At 44.5% G+C, this 21,481-nt stretch carries 18 protein-coding genes; 6 read left to right on the top strand and 12 right to left on the bottom strand.

The genetic code is table 11. The annotated features are described in order from the left end of the window. The first annotated feature begins 68 nt into the window (after positions 1-68). From potA to KIV41_RS16135, 5 genes are all read left to right on the top strand, one after another. A complete protein-coding gene (potA, locus tag KIV41_RS16155) occupies positions 69-1,184 on the top strand; it encodes a spermidine/putrescine ABC transporter ATP-binding protein PotA (protein ID WP_285337016.1) in 1,116 nt (371 codons plus the stop codon). After that, entirely contained in the window at positions 1,165-2,025 is an 861-nt protein-coding gene (gene potB / locus KIV41_RS16150; RefSeq protein WP_010447924.1) for a spermidine/putrescine ABC transporter permease PotB, read from the top strand. Before potA ends, potB begins: the two co-directional genes overlap by 20 nt. Beyond that, positions 2,025-2,795, top strand: coding sequence for a spermidine/putrescine ABC transporter permease PotC (gene potC / locus KIV41_RS16145; RefSeq protein ID WP_005389180.1), 771 nt, complete (start codon positions 2,025-2,027; stop codon positions 2,793-2,795). The genes potB and potC overlap by 1 nt, the downstream gene beginning before the upstream one ends. 106 nt (positions 2,796-2,901) lie before the next feature. Further along, positions 2,902-3,933, top strand: a complete 1,032-nt coding sequence (locus KIV41_RS16140) for an extracellular solute-binding protein (protein ID WP_009706099.1) — start codon at positions 2,902-2,904, stop codon at positions 3,931-3,933. A gap of 244 nt (positions 3,934-4,177) precedes the next feature. Further along, a complete protein-coding gene (locus KIV41_RS16135) occupies positions 4,178-5,215 on the top strand; it encodes an extracellular solute-binding protein (RefSeq protein WP_005445793.1) in 1,038 nt (345 codons plus the stop codon). Positions 5,216-5,375: 160 nt separating this feature from the next. On the opposite strand, the gene cobB is transcribed toward KIV41_RS16135, so the two are convergent. Beyond that, complete coding sequence (gene cobB / locus KIV41_RS16130) at positions 5,376-6,107, bottom strand: Sir2 family NAD+-dependent deacetylase (protein WP_285337015.1); 732 nt, start codon at positions 6,105-6,107, stop codon at positions 5,376-5,378. Positions 6,108-6,227: 120 nt separating this feature from the next. Between cobB and KIV41_RS16125 the strand changes: the two genes are divergently transcribed. Further along, entirely contained in the window at positions 6,228-6,407 is a 180-nt protein-coding gene (locus tag KIV41_RS16125) for a hypothetical protein (protein WP_045389674.1), read from the top strand. A gap of 188 nt (positions 6,408-6,595) precedes the next feature. Here KIV41_RS16125 and KIV41_RS16120 read toward each other — a convergent pair whose 3' ends face one another. The 11 genes from KIV41_RS16120 to KIV41_RS16070 all read right to left on the bottom strand — a co-directional run bounded on the left by KIV41_RS16120 (position 6,596) and on the right by KIV41_RS16070 (position 21,192). Further along, positions 6,596-7,495: an immunity 49 family protein gene (locus KIV41_RS16120; protein ID WP_285337014.1), complete on the bottom strand. Its 900-nt coding sequence runs from the start codon at positions 7,493-7,495 to the stop codon at positions 6,596-6,598. Further along, entirely contained in the window at positions 7,496-7,918 is a 423-nt protein-coding gene (locus KIV41_RS16115) for a hypothetical protein (protein WP_285337013.1), read from the bottom strand. Positions 7,919-8,035: 117 nt separating this feature from the next. Then, positions 8,036-8,935 carry an immunity 49 family protein gene (locus KIV41_RS16110; RefSeq protein WP_252042092.1) on the bottom strand — a complete coding sequence of 300 codons (900 nt, stop codon included), beginning with the start codon at positions 8,933-8,935 and terminating at the stop codon, positions 8,036-8,038. Positions 8,936-8,937: 2 nt separating this feature from the next. Next, positions 8,938-13,320 carry an RHS repeat-associated core domain-containing protein gene (locus KIV41_RS16105; RefSeq protein ID WP_285337012.1) on the bottom strand — a complete coding sequence of 1,461 codons (4,383 nt, stop codon included), beginning with the start codon at positions 13,318-13,320 and terminating at the stop codon, positions 8,938-8,940. A gap of 342 nt (positions 13,321-13,662) precedes the next feature. Then, positions 13,663-14,079: a membrane protein gene (locus KIV41_RS16100; protein ID WP_009706096.1), complete on the bottom strand. Its 417-nt coding sequence runs from the start codon at positions 14,077-14,079 to the stop codon at positions 13,663-13,665. Continuing rightward, positions 14,063-15,115, bottom strand: coding sequence for a formate dehydrogenase subunit gamma (locus KIV41_RS16095; protein WP_285337011.1), 1,053 nt, complete (start codon positions 15,113-15,115; stop codon positions 14,063-14,065). The genes KIV41_RS16100 and KIV41_RS16095 overlap by 17 nt, the downstream gene beginning before the upstream one ends. A gap of 13 nt (positions 15,116-15,128) precedes the next feature. Beyond that, the gene (fdh3B, locus tag KIV41_RS16090) at positions 15,129-15,737 is read right to left on the bottom strand and encodes a formate dehydrogenase FDH3 subunit beta (RefSeq protein ID WP_005427693.1); all 609 of its coding nucleotides are present in this window, start codon (positions 15,735-15,737) and stop codon (positions 15,129-15,131) included. A gap of 11 nt (positions 15,738-15,748) precedes the next feature. Beyond that, complete coding sequence (locus KIV41_RS16085; RefSeq protein WP_017190158.1) at positions 15,749-18,604, bottom strand: formate dehydrogenase subunit alpha; 2,856 nt, start codon at positions 18,602-18,604, stop codon at positions 15,749-15,751. Positions 18,605-18,614: 10 nt separating this feature from the next. Beyond that, positions 18,615-18,815, bottom strand: coding sequence for a twin-arginine translocation signal domain-containing protein (locus KIV41_RS16080; RefSeq protein WP_005427585.1), 201 nt, complete (start codon positions 18,813-18,815; stop codon positions 18,615-18,617). Between the two features lie 73 nt (positions 18,816-18,888). Next, complete coding sequence (locus tag KIV41_RS16075; RefSeq protein ID WP_258455631.1) at positions 18,889-19,521, bottom strand: molecular chaperone; 633 nt, start codon at positions 19,519-19,521, stop codon at positions 18,889-18,891. A 9-nt stretch (positions 19,522-19,530) separates the two neighbouring features. Continuing rightward, positions 19,531-21,192, bottom strand: coding sequence for a 4Fe-4S dicluster domain-containing protein (locus KIV41_RS16070; RefSeq protein WP_050936464.1), 1,662 nt, complete (start codon positions 21,190-21,192; stop codon positions 19,531-19,533). Between the last annotated feature and the right edge of the window lie 289 nt (positions 21,193-21,481).

Below are 21,481 nucleotides of genomic sequence, written 5' to 3'. Positions count from 1 at the left end.
CAAAAGTGAATGACTAATGTCACATCAATTGGATCCACCCCAACTTGAACGTGGGAGAAATACAGACGTTGAACGCTAAACAGCAAGCAGGAAAGCCAGTAGTTCGTCTATCTGGTATTAGCAAAAGTTTCGATGGCAAGGAGATCATCGGTAATTTAAATCTGGATGTTAATCATGGTGAGTTCCTGACGATTCTTGGTCCATCGGGTTGTGGTAAAACAACGGTTTTACGCATGATTGCGGGCTTTGAGACGGCAGACAACGGTCAAATCGTATTAGATGACCAAGATGTAACACAGGTTCCTGCAGAGCAAAGGCACGTCAACACGGTATTTCAGAGTTACGCACTCTTCCCTCATATGACCGTATTCGAAAACGTTGCATTTGGTCTTCGTATGCAGAAAACCCCTGCAGCAGAGATCGAGCCACGAGTGATGGATGCTTTACGTATGGTTCGCCTTGAAAAAATGGCACAACGTAAGCCTCACCAACTTTCTGGTGGTCAGCAACAACGTATCGCGATTGCGCGTGCGGTTGTTAATAAGCCAAAAGTACTGCTGCTAGATGAATCTCTATCTGCACTTGATTACAAATTGCGTAAGCAAATGCAAATCGAGCTGAAACAACTTCAGCGTCAACTTGGTATTACCTTTATCTTCGTTACGCACGATCAGGAAGAAGCCCTATCGATGTCTGACCGCATTATTGTTATGCGCGACGGTGTTATCGAGCAAGACGGCTCTCCACGTGAGATTTATGAAGAACCTAAGAACCTATTTGTTGCTCGCTTTATCGGTGAGATCAACGTATTCAACGCAACCATGCTAGAGCGTATCGACGAGAACCGTATCCGTGCAGAAATCGAAGGTGTTGAGTCAGTTGTTTACTACGATCAAGAAGCTCAACCAGGTGACAAGCTACAAGTACTACTTCGCCCAGAAGACTTACGCATCGAAGAGATCAAAGAGTCTGAAGAAAAAGGCATCGTAGGTCACGTAACAGAGCGTACCTATAAAGGTATGACGCTTGATTCAGTTATCCAGTTGGATTCAGGCATGCGCGTGATGGTAAGCGAATTCTTTAACGAAGATGATCCAGATGTGGACCACTCCCTCGGCCAGAAAGTCGCTATTACTTGGGTTGAGAGCTGGGAGGTAGTACTAAATGATAAGCAAGAAGCTTAATCTTCAGAACGCGATCATTACCCTAATCGTTGGCTGGCTAACACTGTTTGTGTTAGTACCAAACCTAATGATTATCGGTACGAGTTTCTTGACGCGTGATGAAGCGAACCTAATTGAATTAACGTTTACTTTCGACAACTACCTTCGCCTACTCGATCCTCTGTATGCAAAAGTGTTGATGCACTCTTTCTACATGGCGATCATCGCAACCTTGTTGTGTCTGGTGATTGGTTACCCATTTGCTTACATCGTAGCGAAAATGCCTGAGAAATGGCGTCCGTTCATGTTGTTCTTGGTGATTGTACCGTTCTGGACTAACTCTCTGATCCGCACTTACGGTCTGAAGATTGTTCTTGGTACTCAGGGCATTTTGAACAAATCGTTGATGGCGATGGAAATCATCGATAAGCCGATGCGTTTAATGTACACCGAAACAGCAGTAATGATCGGTCTTGTGTACATCCTACTTCCATTTATGATTTTGCCACTCTACTCGGCGATTGAGAAGTTGGACAACACTTACATCGAGGCAGCAAAAGACCTTGGTGCGAACAAGTTCCAAACCATTACTAAAGTGATTCTCCCTCTGACAATGCCTGGCATTATCGGTGGCTGTTTGTTGGTTCTACTACCTGCACTAGGTATGTTCTACATCTCTGACCTTCTAGGCGGTGCGAAGAACCTACTGATTGGTAACGTGATTAAGAGCCAAGTACTGAACGCTCGTGACTGGCCATTTGGTGCAGCGACCAGTATCGCCCTCACCTTCGCAATGGCTGTGATGCTTTACGCTTACTACAGAGCAGGCAAACTATTGAATAAGAAAGTGGAGCTAGACTAATGGGACGCACAGTTAGATTTAGCTTTATGGCGCTGGTATATGCATTTTTGTATCTACCAATCATCGTCTTAATTGTTAACTCATTTAATGCCAACAAGTTCGGTATGAAATGGGGTGGTTTTACTACTAAGTGGTACGAAACCTTAGTTAATAACGACAGCCTAATGCAGGCTGCATGGCATTCATTGAACGTCGCGGTATTTTCTGCAACTGCTGCTACAATTATTGGTAGTTTGACAGCCGTTGCTCTATTCCGTTACTCGTTCAAAGGTAAAGGCGCAGTAAACGGCATGCTGTTTGTCGTAATGATGTCTCCAGATATTGTAATGGCGATTTCATTGCTTGCTCTGTTCCTCGTATTAGGCGCACAGCTTGGCTTCTTTACGCTATTGATTGCTCACATCACGTTCTGTCTACCGTTCGTTGTGGTAACAGTGTACAGCCGCTTAAATGGCTTTGATGTGAAGATGTTGGAAGCAGCAAAAGACCTTGGTGCAAGCGAATGGGTAATCTTAAAGCAGATCATCCTTCCTCTCGCTAAACCAGCGGTTGCTGCGGGTTGGCTACTAAGCTTTACCCTGTCTCTGGACGACGTAATTATTAGCTCGTTTGTGACAGGTCCAACATACGAAATCCTACCATTGAAGATTTACTCAATGGTTAAGGTGGGCATTTCACCGGAAGTGAACGCCCTTGCAACGGTCATGCTGATTGTTTCTTTGGTTCTTGTAGTAATTTCTCAGTTGCTAGCAAGAGAAAAAGTGAAGTAAAATCCGCACCCGTTAACATCGCGAAACAGAATGGTTACATGCCATTCTGTTTTTCTATCTATCGTCCAAAATCAATTGGACAACGTTTGGTTTGGAGCTAACGTCAATGAAAAAATGGGCTACTCTATTAGCTGGTAGTGCATGTGCGCTTTCTCTGTTCTCTGGTACAGCGGCAGCGGATGATAAAGAATTAGTATTTATGAACTGGGGTCCTTACATCAACAGTAATATCCTAGAACAATTTACTAAAGAAACTGGCATCAAAGTGATCTACTCGACTTACGAGTCGAACGAAACTTTGTATGCAAAGCTAAAAACTCATAACCAAGGTTATGATCTAGTGGTTCCTTCCACTTACTTCGTAGCGAAGATGCGTGACGAAGGCATGCTACAAAAGATCGATAAGACTAAGCTGAAGAACTTCGGCAACCTAGACAAGAACTACCTAGACAAGCCTTATGATCCAAATAACGACTACTCTATTCCTCACGTTGTTGCGATTACAGGTCTAGCTGTGAACGCGGACATGTACGATCCAAACGACTTCCAAAGCTGGGCTGACCTATGGAAACCTGAGCTTGAAGGTCAAGTAATGCTAATGGATGACACTCGTGAAGTGTTCCACATTGCGCTACGCAAACTGGGTTACTCTGGTAACTCTACGGATCCAAAACAAATCGACGAAGCATACGCAGAACTACAAAAGCTAATGCCAAACGTTCTAGTATTTAACTCTGATAACCCAGGTGCACCATACATGTCTGGCGAAGTTGGCGTTGGTATGCTTTGGAACGGCAGCGCAGCAGCAGCTCAAAATGAAGGCATGAACCTTAAGCTAGTATTCCCTAAAGAAGGTGGTATCGGCTGGGTTGATAACTTCGCTATCTCTTCTGGTGCAAAAAACGTAGAAGCGGCTCACAAGATGATCGACTTCCTACTACGTCCAGAAATCGCAGAGCAAATTTCAGCGGACACGGGTTACCTAACAGCGGTTGCAGAATCGAACGCTAAGTTCAAAGACGTTGCGCCACTGTTCCCTTCTCAAGAAGATCTTGACCGCGTTGAATGGCAAGATTCTGTTGGCGACATGACAGTGAAGTACGAAGATTACTTCTTGAAGCTGAAAGCGGGTCAATAATCGCTTACTAAGCCATCTACTAAATGAAAATAGGCAGCAATACGCTGCCTATTTTTGTAATTGACTGATATAATTGTATGTTGCTAGGTTTATTTGACTCGAGTTCAAGCATTACGCTCTATTTTGTTCGTAATGCCTGTTGTCATGGCTCAGATAAACAGAATTGTGCTTATCGCAATTTGGCTCAAATCGTTATTTGTTACTAGTATTGATTTGTCCTGTTGCTGAACAAAACGGAAAACAAATGAAAAGTAAATTCTACGCAAGCGCACTGTGTGCAGCGACGCTAATCGCTACCCCTGCAATGGCTGCTGATCAAGAGCTGTATTTCTACAACTGGTCGGAATACATTCCAAACGAAGTTCTTGAAGACTTTACAAAAGAAACTGGTATCAAAGTTATCTACTCTACGTACGAGTCTAACGAAAGCATGTACGCGAAGTTGAAAACTCAAGGTTCTGGTTACGACTTGGTAGTACCGTCTACCTATTTCGTATCTAAAATGCGTAAAGAAGGCATGCTGCAAAAGATCGACAAAGAGAAATTGTCTCACTTTGCTGATCTAGACACTAACTTCCTAAACAAGCCGTTCGACCCGAACAACAACTACTCTATCCCATACATTTGGGGTGCGACCGGTATTGGTATCAATGCTGATATGCTAGACAAGTCTTCTGTGACTAAATGGGATGACTTCTGGGATAGCAAGTGGGAAGGTCAACTAATGCTAATGGATGATTCTCGCGAAGTATTCCACATTGCATTAACAAAACTTGGTTACTCTCCAAACACGACTAACCCTGACGAAATCAAAGCGGCTTACGAAGAGCTGAAAAAGCTAATGCCGAACGTATTGGTGTTCAACTCAGACTTCCCAGCGAACCCATACTTAGCAGGCGAAGTATCACTTGGTATGCTTTGGAACGGTTCTGCATACATGGCTCGTCAAGAAGGCGCTAACATCGACATCATCTGGCCAGAAAAAGGCACTATCTTCTGGATGGACAGCCTAGCGATTCCAGCTGGCGCGAAGAACGTTGATGCGGCTCATAAAATGATCGACTTCCTACTACGTCCTGAGAATGCGGCTAAGATTGCGCTAGAGATTGGTTACCCTACTCCTGTGAAAACAGCTCATGATCTACTACCGAAAGAATTTGCTAACGATCCAAGCATCTTCCCTCCACAAGAAGTGATGGACAGCGGTACATGGCAAGATGAAGTTGGTGAAGCAAGCGTGCTTTACGATGAGTACTTCCAAAAACTAAAAGTAGACAACTAATCAGTCTGTCGAAATAGTTCAGAAAAGCGGCTTCGGTCGCTTTTCTTGTATCTGAACGCTTTGTAACTCAATCTATACTGTTCGAATTGCAAAGCAGTAGAATACAAAAAGGCATCGAATCACTCGATGCCTTTGCTAAACCAAGGTCCTGTCCGTCTGATTAAGCGCTGGTTTCATTTTCCAGAGCAAGAATCTCTTCAACAAGCTTCGGTACTTCGATGCTCGCCTTACCGTAACGCTTCTCTTCAAACTCACTCTCTACAGCACTTGGCTCTAAGTTGATTTCAATCGTATGTGCACCATGCATCTTCGCATCATGTACAAAGCCTGCGGCTGGATATACCACGCCAGAAGTACCAATAGAAATAAACAAGTCTGCTTCTTCCAAAGCCGCATAGATCTCCCCCATGCGCAGTGGCATTTCACCAAACCAAACAATGTGTGGACGCATTTGAGCTGGAATTTGGCAGCAATGGCACAACTCACCAGTTTGAATGTCTTCCGAATGTTCAATGACTTGATTTGATTCGCTGCAGCGTGCTTTCAGTAGTTCGCCATGCATGTGGATGATATTGGCACTACCACCTCTTTCGTGCAAATTATCGATGTTTTGCGTGATGATAGTTACTTTGCCTTCTAGCTGTTTTTCAAGGCGCCCTAACGCGGTATGAGCAGCGTTTGGCTTGATATCGTCACCTTGTAGTTTTTTACGGCGTTGATTATAGAATGATTGAACAAGATCCGGATCGCGGTCAAAACCTTCTGGTGTTGCCACATCTTCTATTCGGTGATTCTCCCAAAGACCATCCTGAGCTCGAAATGTTTGAATACCAGACTCAGCCGAAATGCCTGCGCCAGTAAGTACTACAATATTTCTATAGGGGAAATTCATAACCTATCCTTGTTGTTCTTTTTCATTAGCTTAACACTGAACGAATAACAACAGTAGTAATATGGATTAGACCATGGTCGTATTGGTCTTAATTAGAATGATAGATTGAGAGGCAAAGCAATGAGACGTGTATCTCTTGTCCTTATCCTATTGAGTACTTTAGCAGGGTGTCAGCTTACAAATGTTGAGGGTGAATTCGACGATGTAAAAGTCAAAGTGAGTACCAATGATAATAACAAACATCCGGGTCATGGCGGAGATTTTTGCCCACCGGGTCAAGCAAAGAAAGGAAACTGCTAAATTAAAACAGCGGTACAATGTATGCCACTACTTTAATTAGACTTCTTCGCAGGGTGGAGCGCAATGACTATCAACTTGCGCTCCATTCTACCCCGACCGACTTTTAGGAGCGGGACTCAGATCGCCTAGCTCTTCAAACCTTTACGAGAAACTACTCTCTTTAACCATTTTTAGGTTGCTAGGATATGCTAACGAGTAATCCGCCCTGCTTTTGCCTCTTCTAGCCAACGTCCTTCAACGAGATATGGTGGAAGCCACCCTGTTTCTACTGACAATCGGTTGCCTTTGTCATACCACAGACATGCCATACCAAGCAGAGGGAAATTGATAAATGTACGAATGCCTATTCGCTCCAGACCAAGTTCTCGAAGGTGATATTGCTCCTGCAGCTTCAAGTTCTTAATCAGCACTTCTTCGAAGTCATAACCAATATCGGTTGTCAGGGCAGCAAAGGTTTCTAGAATGCCCATCGCAATTTCTAATGCCCAGTCATCACCCTGATCAATGGCCGCATCCATCGCGGCTACCAACTTATCAGGGTAATCGGAAGTACGATTGTGAAAAGACTGAATGACATCCACCAACATGTAAGACAGCTCTCCTGCCTTAGTAGAGCTTTGTTTCATGAGAGAAATCGGAAAATCGGCTAGCAAATCCATGCTAGGTTTATCGCGTACGGTGACTGAGGTAAAATAAGCGTCTAACCACCTATTGGGGTGCAAGCATCCTGTTTTTAATATGCCTTCTCCTGTCCATGTAACTTCCGGGTGATCTAGTAACTTAATACTTAAAAGTTCGCTAGGCTTCATCGCTAACTGATGATAAAAAGCACGCATCAATGACGACTCGTAAAGGCAAAGCGTTGCTATTTTCTCAGTTTCTATTGCAGACGGAAAGCATGTGTACCACCGAACTTGCTCTGACGTGTCGTCACTAAGGGCAATTAGGTTTTCTCTACGAATTGTAATTAGCTCTTTTCGCTCGTCCAAATCTTCATCAAAGTACATTTGATATTCAGCAATATCATGTTGCGATAGTTGAGGTTCCGCCTTTCTCTTTACGAAATCTTTCTTATTATTCTCAGTCATTTAATTCGCTCCGAATTCTACATTAAATTCCTTGATATTAACCGAGGGAACCCTTCCCTCATCAGAAATAGCGGTTTGAGTGTGAATATATCTAATTGGTCGTTTTTTTCTCATTGCTTTATTGATACTTCGAGCTGCTTTCCATTCGGTAGTGCCTTTACCTTTCTGAAGCATCAATTCGGTAATTTCAGTTGCGTATTCTGCAGTACCTTGTTGATATGCCATATTTCCAACCTTCCTACTCCCGAGCGGGCTGCTGCCACCTTTAGCCTCTACGATAATAATTTCACCAGGAGGAGGGTCTTCGACCTCATAAACCATATCGAAGTCTCCAAGCTTAGAGCCTGATGCTTCGATATCTTCAGGGGGCAATAGCTTGGCGGTTGGATACTTACTTCTAATAAAGTCATCGGCCGCCAACACACCTATTCGGTATGGTTCGTTTGCGTTAGATTTGGAAATGAGCCTATTACACTTTGCCAATTAACAGAGATACTCAAACGACAGCAAAAAATAGCGTCAATATACCCCTTAGTTTTTCTATCGAGTGATCTTTCCTGCTTTGACGTCTTCTAGCCAACGTCCTTCAACAAGATATGGTGGCAGCCAACCTGTCTCTACAGACAATCGGTTCCCTTTGTCATACCACATACATGCCATACCAAGCAGAGGGAAATTGATGAATGTACGAATGCCTATTCGCTCCGGACCAAGTTCTCGAAGGTGATATTGCTCCTGCAGCTTCAAGTTCTTAATTAGCACTTCTTCGAAGTCATAACCAATGTCGGTTGTCAGGGCAGCAAAGGTTTCTAGAATGCCCATCGCAATTTCTAATGCCCAGTCATCACCCTGAGCAATGGTCGCATCCATCGCGGCTACCAACTTATCAGGGTAATCGGAAGTACGATTGTGAAAAGACTGAATGACATCCACCAACATGTAAGACAGTTCTCCTGCCTTTGTGGAACTTTGTTTTATCAGAGAAATAGGAAAGTTGGCCAATAGGTCTAAACTTGGTCTATCACGCACAATTGCTGATATAAAATAAGCATCCAGCCACATTGAAGGACAAATGAAGCCCATCTCTAAGATACCTTCACCATCCCATGTTACTTCTGGATAACCGAGTATCTGAACAGTTAATGGCTCATTCGGAAACATAGCAAGCCGATGATAACAAGCCCCCATTAATGAAGTTTCGTAAAGACGTAATGTACATATTTGCTCATCTTCATGTGAGGTTTGGAACCAGGTATACCAGCGAACCTGGTCAATGGCAAAGTCACCAAGACTGACTAGGTTTTCCCGTCTGACTTCAAGACATTCTTTTCTGTTATCTAGAACCCGGTTTATAAATTTTTTTTTATTCACAACGGCTTGTGTGTCAAGTTCAGGGTTTGCGTTGCGCTCTACAATGTTGACCGATTCATTACTTTGCATTTTTACTTTAGTCCTTTGGAATCAATTTTAAACTCTGCCACTTCTAGTTTTAAGTCCGATGCCTTTCCACTTTTAGGGATGCTCGCTTGAGTATGTATATATCGAATAGGTCTGCCGGATAAAGCGGCGTATTGAATTTCGTTGGCAGCTAATTCTTCCGTCGTTCCTTCTTTATTTTCTGACATTAGCTTAACTATTTCCGCCGCATATTTACCTGTACCTTGCTGATACGCTTCATTGCCAATTTTACGGCTCCCGAGCGGGCTGCTGCCACCTTTAGCCTCTACGACAATTATTTCACCTGGTGGAGGGTCTTCGACCTCATAAACCATATCGAAGTCACCGGGTTTAGAGCCTGAAGTTTCGATATCTTCAGGGTGCAATAGTTTTGCGGTTGGATACTTACTCCTAACAAAGTCGTCGGCCGCCAACTCACCAATTTTTGCAGACTGCTCATTGATCTTGGCTATTTGAACATTATGACCTTCTGTTTCTCTTGCATTCATCGCCTCTTTGCGCATCTTCAGACACTTATCGATTTTTTCTTTGTTGCGATCTGTCAGTTCATAATCGTTGGTGTTTAGTTCCGAGTTTTCTTTGTATTCTGCTTTATTAAGCACAAGATCTTCAGTAAAGATTGTGCAGCCCTGCTCGCCATCTGCACTCTCAGAGTCCAGTACATGCGCATTTACAAACTCCTCTATACCGACTACGTACTGAACTTTTTGTTTGCTGCCATCTGATTGATTGATGTGACGATAAAAGGTAATTTCGTTTTTCTGGCAATCAATATGATCGATATCGTATTCATATCTGATGTGGTTTTTGCCATTCGGTTTACGAATCTTAACTTGTGAACGAACACCATCTTCCCCAACAGATGTTTCTTTAGCTGCTTGCAATACACGGTCGCACAACTCTTTGGGTACTTTGCCTTGAGAATGGATTTCAACCAACATTTTAGATAAACGTTTTAAACCTTCATCGCAAAGTAGCCCTGTAGGGTCAATCCATTGAATAGGGTTAATGGCATACTGATAATGGTTAACGCCGCCCGCAATGCTTATTGGATCTTGTTGAATAAAGCGGCCGAGGGTCGGGTCATAGTAACGTGCTAAATTGTAATGTAACTGGGTTTCGCAATCGAAGTACTGCCCTTGAAACCTTAGCGGGTTAACGACTTCTTCAATATCAATGTGCGCATACCCAAACGTGTCGTAAGTCGCTTGCCATACTGTCCTTCCGTCAATATCTTTGAGTACTTCTGGCTTTCCGACTTGGTCACATTGATAAAAATACACATGGCCATCTTCATACAACGCTAGAGGGATATAAGTTTCAGGTTGATAGAAGTACCAACGGAATGAACCTGAAAAATACTCACCAATCAAGCGTTCTCCTTCCCAGAAGAACTCACGAATTCCATTTTCGGAGATTTTCCTTGTCCGTCGACCAAGAGCATCATATTCAAATTGACATATACCTTTGAATAAATGCACTTCTATCAATTGATTCAAGGCGTCAAAGACTCGAGTTTGGGTGTAACCGTTCCCTTCTGCTGAAACTTGATTCCCCTGAGAGTCGTATTTGTATCTCATGTTGCCATACATATCGACTCGGTCTAAATGTACTTCGCAATCAGGAATTTTGGGGTTTCCAAAGCTATCAAAACAAAAAGACTGAATATCTTTTGGGGAATTTACACGTATGAGTTGCCCAAGTTTATCGTAATGAAAATGTGTCTTTCCAAACACGCTGTCGACAATAGTAGATATGTGATTACTTGCGTTGAATAAGTAACTCTTTTTCCTATCGGGCCAACATTGTTCTTTCAAACGCCCAATACCATCGAACACCTTATTCTCTAAAAAGTCGTTGCTTTTAATAGCGCTGATTCTGCCGGTTTTGTCGTAGTTGAATTCCACCTTATGTCTCGCATCATCTCCAATAATGACAGCAGACACTTGTCCATATCGATCATATTCGTATGCGACATTCGTTTTATCCGGCAACGATACCTGTAGCAACTTCCCGAGGCGACTATATTCTTGGGCGAATTCGAACGACCCTTGAACCCGCTTTATTTGATTTCCCGATGGGCAGTAATGATATTGAAGAGTTTGATGCTTATTGGAGGCAAAAGTAATTTTCCCACCTAGGGTGTAACTGAAGTGACTTTCGTTGATATAGCGACCATTTCCAGCCCGAACATTAGACAAATAACCTGCATCATCATACCTGTATAGCACTGTCCGTTCATGAACTTGTTTTTCGGCAATCCTTCCCATCGAATCATAGCGAAACTTGGTTTCTATCCCATCAAAGCCTTGGGTTGAGATCAATTCCCCTTCTTGATCGTAAGAAAAGCAAAATTCCAATCCATCACTACGTATAAGTTTGGTGAGGTTTCTTTCCTCATCATATTCATAGGAAAAGCTACTCCCATCAGCAAGCACAATACCTTCTTGCTGGTTTAGCTGTCCCCAAACAATTTGTGTGACGCCTTCGGGTGTTGATACTCTTACTACCCGGCTGTACTCATCGTAGGAATACTCTTCACTAAAGCCTGTTTTGTCACTCTCGTTATAAAACTGCACGCTCGTGCGTTTGCCAGTATCGTCATAAGTTAACGAAGCAATACAGCCATCGGGGTAAGCGATACCATTGATCCAACCATTTTCATTATGACTATACCGAATCAAAGTCCCATTAAGCTCGTGGGCTACGACTCGTTGCTGCTTATCCCACCACCATTGTTTAACCTCTCCATCAGAGCAAGTGCTGCGGATGATATGACCGTGTTTGTCGTATTCATACTTAGTCATGCACCCTTGAGAGTCGCTGTCCCATACTCGCTGTCCAAGGGAGTTATAAAAAACCTGCTCTGATTCGCCATCTGGCGTAATGACCTTAGTGAGTTGCCCCAGCGAGTCATACTCGTAGGCATTTATCGCACCAGAGGAATGCGACTTCGATACTAATTGACCTTGAAGGTTATACTGGTAACTTGTTTTGGTGTTGTCTGGATAGGTTTCGGTGACTTTCCTTCCTAAGTCGTCATAATCAAATGTCCATTTCCTTCCACTAGGACTGATTTTCTCTAATAACTTTCCCTGTTCATCATGGACAAATCTCCACGTGTCATTAAAAGAATTTGAGTATGATGAATGTGGAGGGTGAAAAGAAAATTGGTAGTCATATACGCCTAGGTCACCATAGTTTCTAATACAGACGGCTTCAGTATCATCCCCCTCCCAAACAAAATGATGGGCAAAGCCTGTTGGTCTAACTCGTTTGGTGATGAGGTGTGAATGGTTGTAATAATAATGCTCAGTCAACTTCCATTGATTTGACGCTTTAACAAGATCAAATTCAGAGTTGTACTCAAAAGTCGCTAACGCTTTTCCTGTATTAGGTAGGAATAATTCGACCAAGCGACCTTCATCATTATATTGACACTCTATCGTCGGTTGTTTATTCGTAGCAATTCGAATCAAGCGATGGTTTTGTGAATACTCAAGCTGATAGTTTGAAAAGATGTCAGATCGAATTTCTCTTAATAGCCACTTTTCGCGCTTCAGCTCAAATCGGTATTGATTACCGTTTGCTAAAGTAATAACTCTTGTCACTGAGTTTAAAAAATGACAACTTGCACCTACGTAAATTTGATAACTGGTTGCACCGACTGACACTGGCGTAAAGCTGATGACATCAGCAAGTTCATTTTTGAACTCCCAATTTATTACGGATCCTTTTTCGTCATGGTTATCTTTAAGATCGAATGAAAAGTTGTGCCTCCACCCATAACCCAACCCTTGATCGGTATCCGAGATGCTTGAGCGATATGTTCTCGACCATACAAAACCGTTCTGCAGTTCTACATCCGTTAACGTCAGTATCTCCTCGCCACTAACTAAGGATACTGGATCACCTGCTTTTTGGTCTTTTTCACAGCTCTCTTTTTGTGGTTTGGCTGACATTGCATCGACCCTAGCCTGCTGCTTTTGCTCGGCTTTTAGGGGTTGTTTGCTACTGACTTTGGTAGACGAATTTGGGGGATTTGTCACCCCTGTGGTCATCACATGTTCTTTTGAAGGAGGGATGAAAGAAGCTTTTAATTTGCCGTTGAGCAACGCTTCTGAAAGACGAGGTAAGTAGCTATCAAATGGCGACTCTGTTTCAACGAGCTGTGGTGGAAATTCCCCAATTTGATAGAAGAGTCTTTCAATATCAGAGGTTTCTGCATTCTGAAACCCTTTTAAGAAATCTTCTGCAGCGATCAGAGAGTTGAATTCAACTAACTCACCATTAGGAGGTTTTTCACTCGATAAATGATATAGCGCACCAGATGTACTGATTAGGGGAAGAATGAATTGCGGAACCATAGCTGTAACGTGTTAGTCCTTTACTAATGCCTGTAGATAACAACTTTGCGCTGGCCTTGACACGCTTGTAGACCACTGATTTTCTTAGCGCTACACACTCTATCGACACAAATAAATCTGAGTAAATGCACAATAGTAGTGTTGTGAGTGATATCCCGTCACTTAGAACCTGTATTCTAAAGTTGTAGTAAATCTTTGAGGCTCCTCCATGAATATAAAAACGATCAAATAATCCTTAGTAATTCGCTTGTTTGAGACTGGGTGTCATATTTGTAAGACGAATCTTATGTTCAAGGGATAAAAAAGCCCCGCGATGGCGAGGCTTTGAACAGAGAGACTGTTTTATAGGTTTGGACCTGTAGAGGGTCTGTGCGGCATATTGTTGCGCAGTTGGTTCATACCTTGGTACATACGTAGGAACCATACAAGAATCGCAAGCGTTGCGAACAGCATACCTACCCAAGGAATGAAGTAAGCCACTGTGTCTAGCAAGCTGCTGTGTACCCAATAGTCACTTACGCCAACCAACACACCGTTCGATGTTGCCACTGTTACGATCAAAACAACAAAGAAGGTGAAGTACAGGAAGAAAGTACGAATCAAACCGTAGTAATGCGAGTTCACTACGTCGCTGTCTTCGCCTTTATCCAAGCGGTAGCCCGCGTAAATGATTGCGATAACGCCTGAGATCAAAAACGTAAACGGGGTCAAACAACTCAGGATGTACGCAACCCAAATCCCGTTATGAGGTTTGTTCATTCGCTTTCGCTCCTTTTGGTTCCGTGTTTACCGTATCTGTTTCGCCCATCGCTTCTTTTGATTTCACTTCTTCATACCAAAGATCGTGGTGCTCTTTCGCCCATGTTTCGTCAACTTCACCGGTAACCATACCTTCTAACGCACCTTCCATACCGAATAGACCGATGTAGATGTGGAAGATAAAGCCACAGATTAGAATCAGTGCCGAAATCGCGTGAACAAGGTTAGACAATTCCATATCGCGACGAGTTTGGCCAAAAATTGGGAAATCCAGAATTAAACCACTCACTGCAGCGATAGCACCAAAGAAGATCAACAACCAGTAAATCGCCTTTTCACCACCGTTCGAGAAACCAGCCGATGGGTGCGTACCTTTATGTTTACCAACCATACCGCCCATTTTCATGAACCAACGGATGTCTGTCATGTTAGGGATAGATTTGCGCCACCATTTCAGTAGAACAAACATTAGCAAGATGAAGAACAGCGGACCCATGTAGTTGTGGTACTGCTTCGCCAACATGACGATGAAGCCCCAGAACTCAGTAGGCACGTACGGCTTCAAGAAGTGTTTTCCGTAAACCAACATCAAACCACTGAATGCCAGCGTTAAGAAAGTAAACGCCATGCTCCAGTGTAGTGCGCGGTCTAGTCGAGACCAGCGTTTCATCTTCTTGCCAGTACGTGGCTTGCTTAGCATCAGAGGACCAACGAATACGTAAGCCATGATAACCATTGCGATACTGCCGAAAATTGCGACAGCGCCCGCAGGAGACATCCATTTCTCTTTAAGAATGTACCAAGTCTCACCCGGAGTACTGATCAGCACACCGTGTTCCGCTGATTTCGACGTGGTATAGCCTTCTTGCCCCTCTTTGACCTGACGCCAAAAGTCTGCACCTGCAAGTTGCGTCATCTCCTGTTGTACCACTGGAGATGTGTCTTCTTGCGCAGACGCTGGCATCGCAAAGGTCAGCAGTAATGCTGTCATCATCGACAGCATTACAAGAGACGCACGTTTAAGAGTATTTAACATGTGTCTCTCCTACTTAGCTTTTAGTTGCGTCGTAAGAAAGATCGTTACCGTCTGTCCAACCTGCGTTTTTCGCACCGCGCTCAACCACACGTTGACGGAAAATGTCAGAAACTTTCTCTGCATCACCCGCTAGCAGTGCTTTTGTGGAACAAAGTGACGCACACATAGGTAGCTTACCTTCAGCAATACGGTTCGCGCCGTACTTCTCACGCTCTTCTAGAGAACCTGGTTCTGTGTTTGGACCACCTGCACAGAAAGTACATTTGTCCATTTTGCCACGCTCACCGAACGATGCTTGTTTCGGGAACTGAGGCGCACCGAATGGACAAGCGAACAGACAGTAACCACAACCGATACAAAGATCTTTGTTGTGAAGGACGATGCCATCTTCTGTGTGCTCGAAACAGTCAGCTGGACAAACCGCCATACAAGGCGCGTCTGTACAATGCATACAAGCTACAGAGATTGAGTTTTCGCCTGGTTCACCGTCGTTCAGTGTTACTACGCGGCGACGTTGAATACCCCACTCAAGCGCATCATCGTTTTCGTTCTTACATGCAGTAACACAGCCGTTACACTCGATACAGCGTTTGGTGTCACATAGGAATTTCATTCGTGCCATTGTCAGACTCCTTACGCTTTACGAATGTTACATAGGGTTACTTTAGTTTCCTGCATCAAAGTAACAGGATCGTAACCGTAAGTGGTTGCCGTATTGGCTGCTTCACCAACAACATAAGGGTCCGTACCTTCTGGGTACTTAGAACGCAGGTCTTCACCTTCGAACTTACCGCCGAAGTGGAACGGAATGAACGCCAGACCCGGTTTAACACGACGAGTGACCATCGCTTTCACCTTGATGCGACCTTTTTCTGCGCCTTCAACCCAAACGTCATCGCCATCTTTGAAGCCAAGATCGTTTGCGTCTTTCGGGTTCACTTCAACGAACATTTCTTGTTGAAGTTCAGCAAGCCATGGGTTTGAACGAGTCTCTTCACCACCACCTTCGTACTCAACCAGACGACCAGAAGTCAAGATGATTGGATATTCGCCAGACTTGTCTTCTTTCTGGATAGACTTGTAAAGCGTTGGTACACGGAAGATTGCTTCTTTGTCGTCCCAAGTTGGGTAATCCGTTACAAGGTCACGACGAGGCGTGTATAGCGGCTCACGGTGTAGCGGTACGCGGTCTGGGAATGTCCAAACAATCGCACGCGCTTTAGCGTTACCAAATGGGATACAACCGTGCTTGATTGCTACGCGTTGGATACCACCAGACAGGTCAGTTTTCCAGTTTTTACCTTCCGCTGCTGCTTTTTCTTCAGCCGTTAGGTCGTCCCACCAACCAAGCTGTTTGATTAGCTTGTCAGAGAACTCTGGGTAACCGTCTTTGATTTCACAGCCTTTTGAGTAGCTATCTTCAGCAAGTAGGCTTTGACCTTCAAACTCAACACCGAAGCGCGTACGGAAGTTACCGCCACCCTCTGCAACCGTCTTCGACGTATCGTACAGAATGTGTGTGCCTGGGTGTTTCATCTCTGGCGTACCCCAACATGGCCAAGGTAGACCGTAAGTCTCACCATTTACAGGACCACCCTCTGCTTCCAGAGACGTCTTGTGGAATGTGTGCCAGTTTTGTTGGTGCGCTTTTAGACGCTCCGGGCTTTGACCTGTGTAACCGATGGTCCACATGCCTTTGTTGAATTCGCGCGTGATGTCTTCGATCACTGGCTGGTTGTTCTCAACACGGATGTTTTTGAACAGCAGATCTTCATAACCTAGCTTCTTAGTTAGCAGGTACATGATTTCGTGGTCAGGTTTAGATTCGAACAATGGCTCGATAACCTGATCACGCCACTGAAGTGAGCGGTTAGATGCTGTTACACTGCCGTGTGTTTCGAACTGAGTCGTTGCAGGAAGCAGGTAAACGCCGTCAGTACGATCATTCATTACCGCTGCGACTGTTGGGTATGGGTCAACAATAACCATCATATCCAGCTTTTGCATCGCTTTCTTCATCTCAGGACCACGAGTCTGAGAGTTTACTGCGTGACCCCAGTAGAACATGGCGCGGATGTTTTCACGTTGACGAATGTTGTCTTTGTTTTCAAGAACACCATCCACCCAACGAGATACAGGGATACCTGCACTGTTCATTGGTTTTTGACCACCGTAAGCGTTGTCATCGAAACGACCTTTCACCCACTCGTAATCGATTTCCCACACTTTTGACCAGTGACGCCATGAACCTTCAGATAGACCGTAGTAGCCTGGTAGCGTGTCAGATAGTACGCCAAGGTCAGTTGCGCCCTGTACGTTATCGTGACCACGGAAGATGTTTGCACCGCCGCCCGATTTACCGATGTTACCTAGCGCAAGCTCAAGTACACAGTAAGCACGTGTGTTGTTGTTACCAGTCGTATGCTGAGTACCACCCATACACCAAACGATACAACCCGGACGGTTTTCAGAAAGCAGTTTCGCTGTTTGGTAAACTTCAGACTCAGGAACGCCAGTTACGCGCTCAACTTCTGCTGGTGTCCACTTAGCTACTTCCGCACGGATTTCATCCATACCGAAAACACGCTGACGAATGAACTCTTTGTCTTCCCAGTTGTTCGCAAAGACATGCCATAGCACACCCCAAATAAATGCAACGTCAGAACCTGGACGCAGCGATACGTAGTGATCTGATTTTGCAGCTGTACGAGTACGACGAGGATCCGCAACAACGATCTTACAGTTGTTCTTCTCTTTCGCGATTAGGATGTGTTGCATCGCAACAGGGTGCGCTTCTGCAGGGTTAGAGCCAATGAACAGCATCGACTTACAGTTGTGCATGTCATTGAAAGAGTTGGTCATCGCACCGTAACCCCAAGTGTTTGCCACACCTGCTACGGTTGTTGAGTGACAGATACGTGCTTGGTGGTCAACGTTGTTGGTACCCCAAAGCGACGCCATCTTACGGAACATGTACGCTTGTTCGTTGTTGTGCTTCGCACTACCCAACCAGTAAACGGAATCTGGACCAGACTCTTTGCGGATGTCCATCACCTTGTTACCGATTTCTTCGATCGCTTGCTCCCAAGAAAGCTTCTTCCACTTACCGTTTTCAAGCTTCATTGGGTATTTCAGACGACGCTCACCGTGACCGTGTTCGCGAAGTGCTGCACCTTTTGCACAGTGTCCACCAGCGTTGAATGGGTGGTCGAATGCAGGCTCTTGACCTGTCCACACGCCGTTTTGAACTTCAGCGTAGATACCACAACCTACAGAACAGTGAGAACAGATGGTACGTTTTACTTCTGTTTTCGCTTCTGGATCCACCGATTTAGCTTGTGCTTTCTTCATCATGCCCGGTGCAAAAAGACTTGCACCTACAACCGCACCACCAGCAGCAAGCGAGGTGTTTTTCATGAATGCACGGCGAGAAACGCCAAGCTGATTGGTTTCTTTGCTCACACTGTCGGAGCGTTTGACAAGTTTCATCCGTTATCTCCTAAAGTGTGTCGTAGTAATCGCGAATGTGTTGAGTTTCACGATACCCTTTCTTCTTCACGTCTTTTTCAGAAGGCTCAACCGTTTCTGAAGCGCTTGCCACTTTTGTTGTTCCAGCGACAACCGCACCAGCTACGGCTGCAGTCGTTAAGCCTTTCAGGAGATCCCTACGGCTTGTGTTTATTTCTTTATTATCTTTCATCATTGCTTCCTTACCTTACGGTAGATCTTTGGAGGCTATTGCCCCTCTATCGATATGACCAAGTACTGCTCGATTACTCGTAATCAGTGACGTTTTTCACATCAATTTTTAATTTGTGCTTACTGCTTTTGGTGTTCACGCTAAAGCGCACTTGTTCCAGTGTTAAGAACGCCTCACACAGTTGAGCTGCTGGCTTATAAAAGTTCGCGCTCTCTGCGTTTTCTAGTTGCTGAGTGAAAGAGTTAAACCAAGGTTCGATGTGTTTGTTAAACACCGCTTGTTGAAGGTCTTCTTCTTCACCCGTTAGCATCGACATCACTTCACAAAGTGCCGCGATGTGGTCTTCCGGCTCTTTCACATTCTCATCACGCTCGAAACCAAGCAGTTCCAAATCGTGACGAATTTCAGCCAGTGGTTTTTCCATCATTGCGCCTGTCATGTGCCATGAGCCAAATGGCATCACTTCACCACGACCGATACCAATGAAAAGATCTTGGTATTCATCTTCTAGCGCTTCGCGGTTGGAATCTTTCGCCGCTTGCTGAAGCGCAATCCACGCTTTTTGCATTGCGCTTTCTGACGGTTCAACTTCTAGAGAAGTTAGGAACTCGATCATCTCCTCACTTGGAGCGCTTCGGAAAAGCGCAGACAAAACCAAGTAGATCTCTGTTCTCAGTGTTTGTTCTTGTTCTCGTTGTGTATCCACTGCGAGCTCCTAGTATTTCAGTTGTTTCATTGGGTCTTCTGCCATCGACTCAAACATGTCGATCACACGGCAGTCCTCACACATCGCGATACGATTGATCGCCGCTTCATCAGAGAAATGAGAGTGACCGCGTAACTTGTTTTGTAGCATGTCGATCATAGACTGAGGTGCGAATGGCTTATGACAGCGAATACATTCCGCTGCTTTCTCTTCGTGAATCACAACCGCTTTTTGGCGCTCTTCTTTCACCCAGTTCATGCGTGGCGTTAGAGTCAGAACTTTCTCTGGACATGCCTTTTCACACAAACCACATTGAATACAATCTTGTTCAACGAATTTAAGTGATGGAGATTCACCGTCGGTATGAAGTGCACGTGTTGGACAAACCGCCACACAGCTCATACACAACGTACAATCTTTGCTCTCACAAGAAACATTGCCGTAAGGCGCGTTCGCAGGCAGTTCAACAATGTTCTCAACAGGAATACGAGAAGAAGACATCGCATCCAACGCAGTAAACAGACGCTGACGCTTGTTACCTTGAAGATCGCCAAGAGCAAGATCGAATGAATCTGTACATAGTGTTGGAGGACCTTCACGAAGTGATTCCAAGTAAAGGATATCGATGGTCTCTTTTGCGATACCAAGTTGATCCAATAGCTCTTGCGCGATACCTACTTCGTTGTTCAGAACACGAATGATGGTTGCAGGCATAAAGCGAGAAGCTGCAAATAGCACTTGCGTCGCGCCATTAACTAGAGCGGCGAACCATGTATCGATACCGATAGAAGGAAGCTCTTCAACCACAATTGGAATAACGTTATCTGGTAGCGCTTTCAATGCCATCACGTTGTAAGTCTCGTGACGAGAACTACAGATAAGAACGATAGGATCCAGACCGCCCGCTTGCTCGTAGTTCGCTAGCGTGCGTTCAATGAATTTTTGCGTATCTTCAGGATTAGGTAGCGCGTAATGAATCGCTTCTGTCGGACAAGCCGTTGCACAAGTACCCACGCCCTGACATAGGTATGGGTTAATCTCGATGCGGTGACCGGTTTTATCGCTACCTTCACTTGATAGTGCGCCAGCAGGACAAGCATCCACACAACGCTCACAACCTTTCACGCCACGAGAACTGTGCGCACATAGATCAGTGTCCAGACGGAAGAACTTTGGCTTATCAAACGTACCCATTAATGTTGGGATTTCTTCTAGCGCTTCTGCCAGTTTTGGATAACCGCGCCCTACTGGGTAGTAACCCGGAACCGGAACCTCTTCTGACATACAGCTACTTAGACAAAGATCGAGAACAACATCGAAACAATCACTATTGATAGCGACTTTTGCTAGGTTGCTTGCTAGACCGTTATTTTCGATAAGCACTTCAAACGTACCTAGGAAACCAGAAACCTGAACTGAGTTTGCAAAGTACAGTTCTGGATTGGTGCCCTTCTCTCCGTCTGTAGAAAGAAGTGTCAGGCTGTTCATTTGAGATAGCTGCGCGGCTGCACTCTCAATGATGGCAGTCGGTCCAACAATCAGTGTATTGCCGCCACTCTCGTAGCTCACCGTTGGTGGAATAAGGTTGGTCAACTCTACAGTATTTTCAAACGCATACAGACGCGCTTTACCGTTATTGGAAGTTGCTTGTTCTAATAGTTGTTTCAACATTGCTCAGTTCCATTTATACGCATGGATAGTTTCTTCCATCTTTCATTGTAGTTAGCGCAGGCGATTCTGCTGATTAACTCGTCAGTAACTACCCCTTTTAGGTAGTCCCCCCCGGGTTATCACTGCCTGTTGGGCAAATGGTCTAACTTCAACAAGAATGGTAATGAGCAACAGATAGCAAATGTCGTGCCAATTAAATATCAGCCAATTTTCAATAGGTTAGCTATTTATCTTAGAAATTGTAGGGATAAAAAAACCGACTGGGACATTTTGTCTCAGCCGGTTCATT

Origin of the sequence: Vibrio sp. D401a, assembly GCF_030248515.1 — a bacterium.
GTDB classification, from domain to species: domain Bacteria; phylum Pseudomonadota; class Gammaproteobacteria; order Enterobacterales; family Vibrionaceae; genus Vibrio; species Vibrio rotiferianus.
This window is presented reverse-complemented; position numbering and strand designations above follow the sequence as displayed.

What these genes read in the sequence shown, in the direction of transcription:
- potB (WP_010447924.1), top strand. Translation starts at nt 1,165, where the DNA reads ATGATAAGCAAGAAGCTTAATCTTCAGAACGCGATCATTACCCTAATC.
- potC (WP_005389180.1), top strand. Translation starts at nt 2,025, where the DNA reads ATGGGACGCACAGTTAGATTTAGCTTTATGGCGCTGGTATATGCATTT.
- KIV41_RS16140 (WP_009706099.1), top strand. Translation starts at nt 2,902, where the DNA reads ATGAAAAAATGGGCTACTCTATTAGCTGGTAGTGCATGTGCGCTTTCT.
- KIV41_RS16135 (WP_005445793.1), top strand. Translation starts at nt 4,178, where the DNA reads ATGAAAAGTAAATTCTACGCAAGCGCACTGTGTGCAGCGACGCTAATC.
- cobB (WP_285337015.1), bottom strand. Translation starts at nt 6,107, where the DNA reads ATGAATTTCCCCTATAGAAATATTGTAGTACTTACTGGCGCAGGCATT.
- KIV41_RS16125 (WP_045389674.1), top strand. Translation starts at nt 6,228, where the DNA reads ATGAGACGTGTATCTCTTGTCCTTATCCTATTGAGTACTTTAGCAGGG.
- KIV41_RS16120 (WP_285337014.1), bottom strand. Translation starts at nt 7,495, where the DNA reads ATGACTGAGAATAATAAGAAAGATTTCGTAAAGAGAAAGGCGGAACCT.
- KIV41_RS16110 (WP_252042092.1), bottom strand. Translation starts at nt 8,935, where the DNA reads ATGCAAAGTAATGAATCGGTCAACATTGTAGAGCGCAACGCAAACCCT.
- KIV41_RS16105 (WP_285337012.1), bottom strand. Translation starts at nt 13,320, where the DNA reads ATGGTTCCGCAATTCATTCTTCCCCTAATCAGTACATCTGGTGCGCTA.
- KIV41_RS16100 (WP_009706096.1), bottom strand. Translation starts at nt 14,079, where the DNA reads ATGAACAAACCTCATAACGGGATTTGGGTTGCGTACATCCTGAGTTGT.
- KIV41_RS16095 (WP_285337011.1), bottom strand. Translation starts at nt 15,115, where the DNA reads ATGTTAAATACTCTTAAACGTGCGTCTCTTGTAATGCTGTCGATGATG.
- fdh3B (WP_005427693.1), bottom strand. Translation starts at nt 15,737, where the DNA reads ATGGCACGAATGAAATTCCTATGTGACACCAAACGCTGTATCGAGTGT.
- KIV41_RS16085 (WP_017190158.1), bottom strand. Translation starts at nt 18,604, where the DNA reads ATGAAACTTGTCAAACGCTCCGACAGTGTGAGCAAAGAAACCAATCAG.
- KIV41_RS16080 (WP_005427585.1), bottom strand. Translation starts at nt 18,815, where the DNA reads ATGAAAGATAATAAAGAAATAAACACAAGCCGTAGGGATCTCCTGAAA.
- KIV41_RS16070 (WP_050936464.1), bottom strand. Translation starts at nt 21,192, where the DNA reads ATGTTGAAACAACTATTAGAACAAGCAACTTCCAATAACGGTAAAGCG.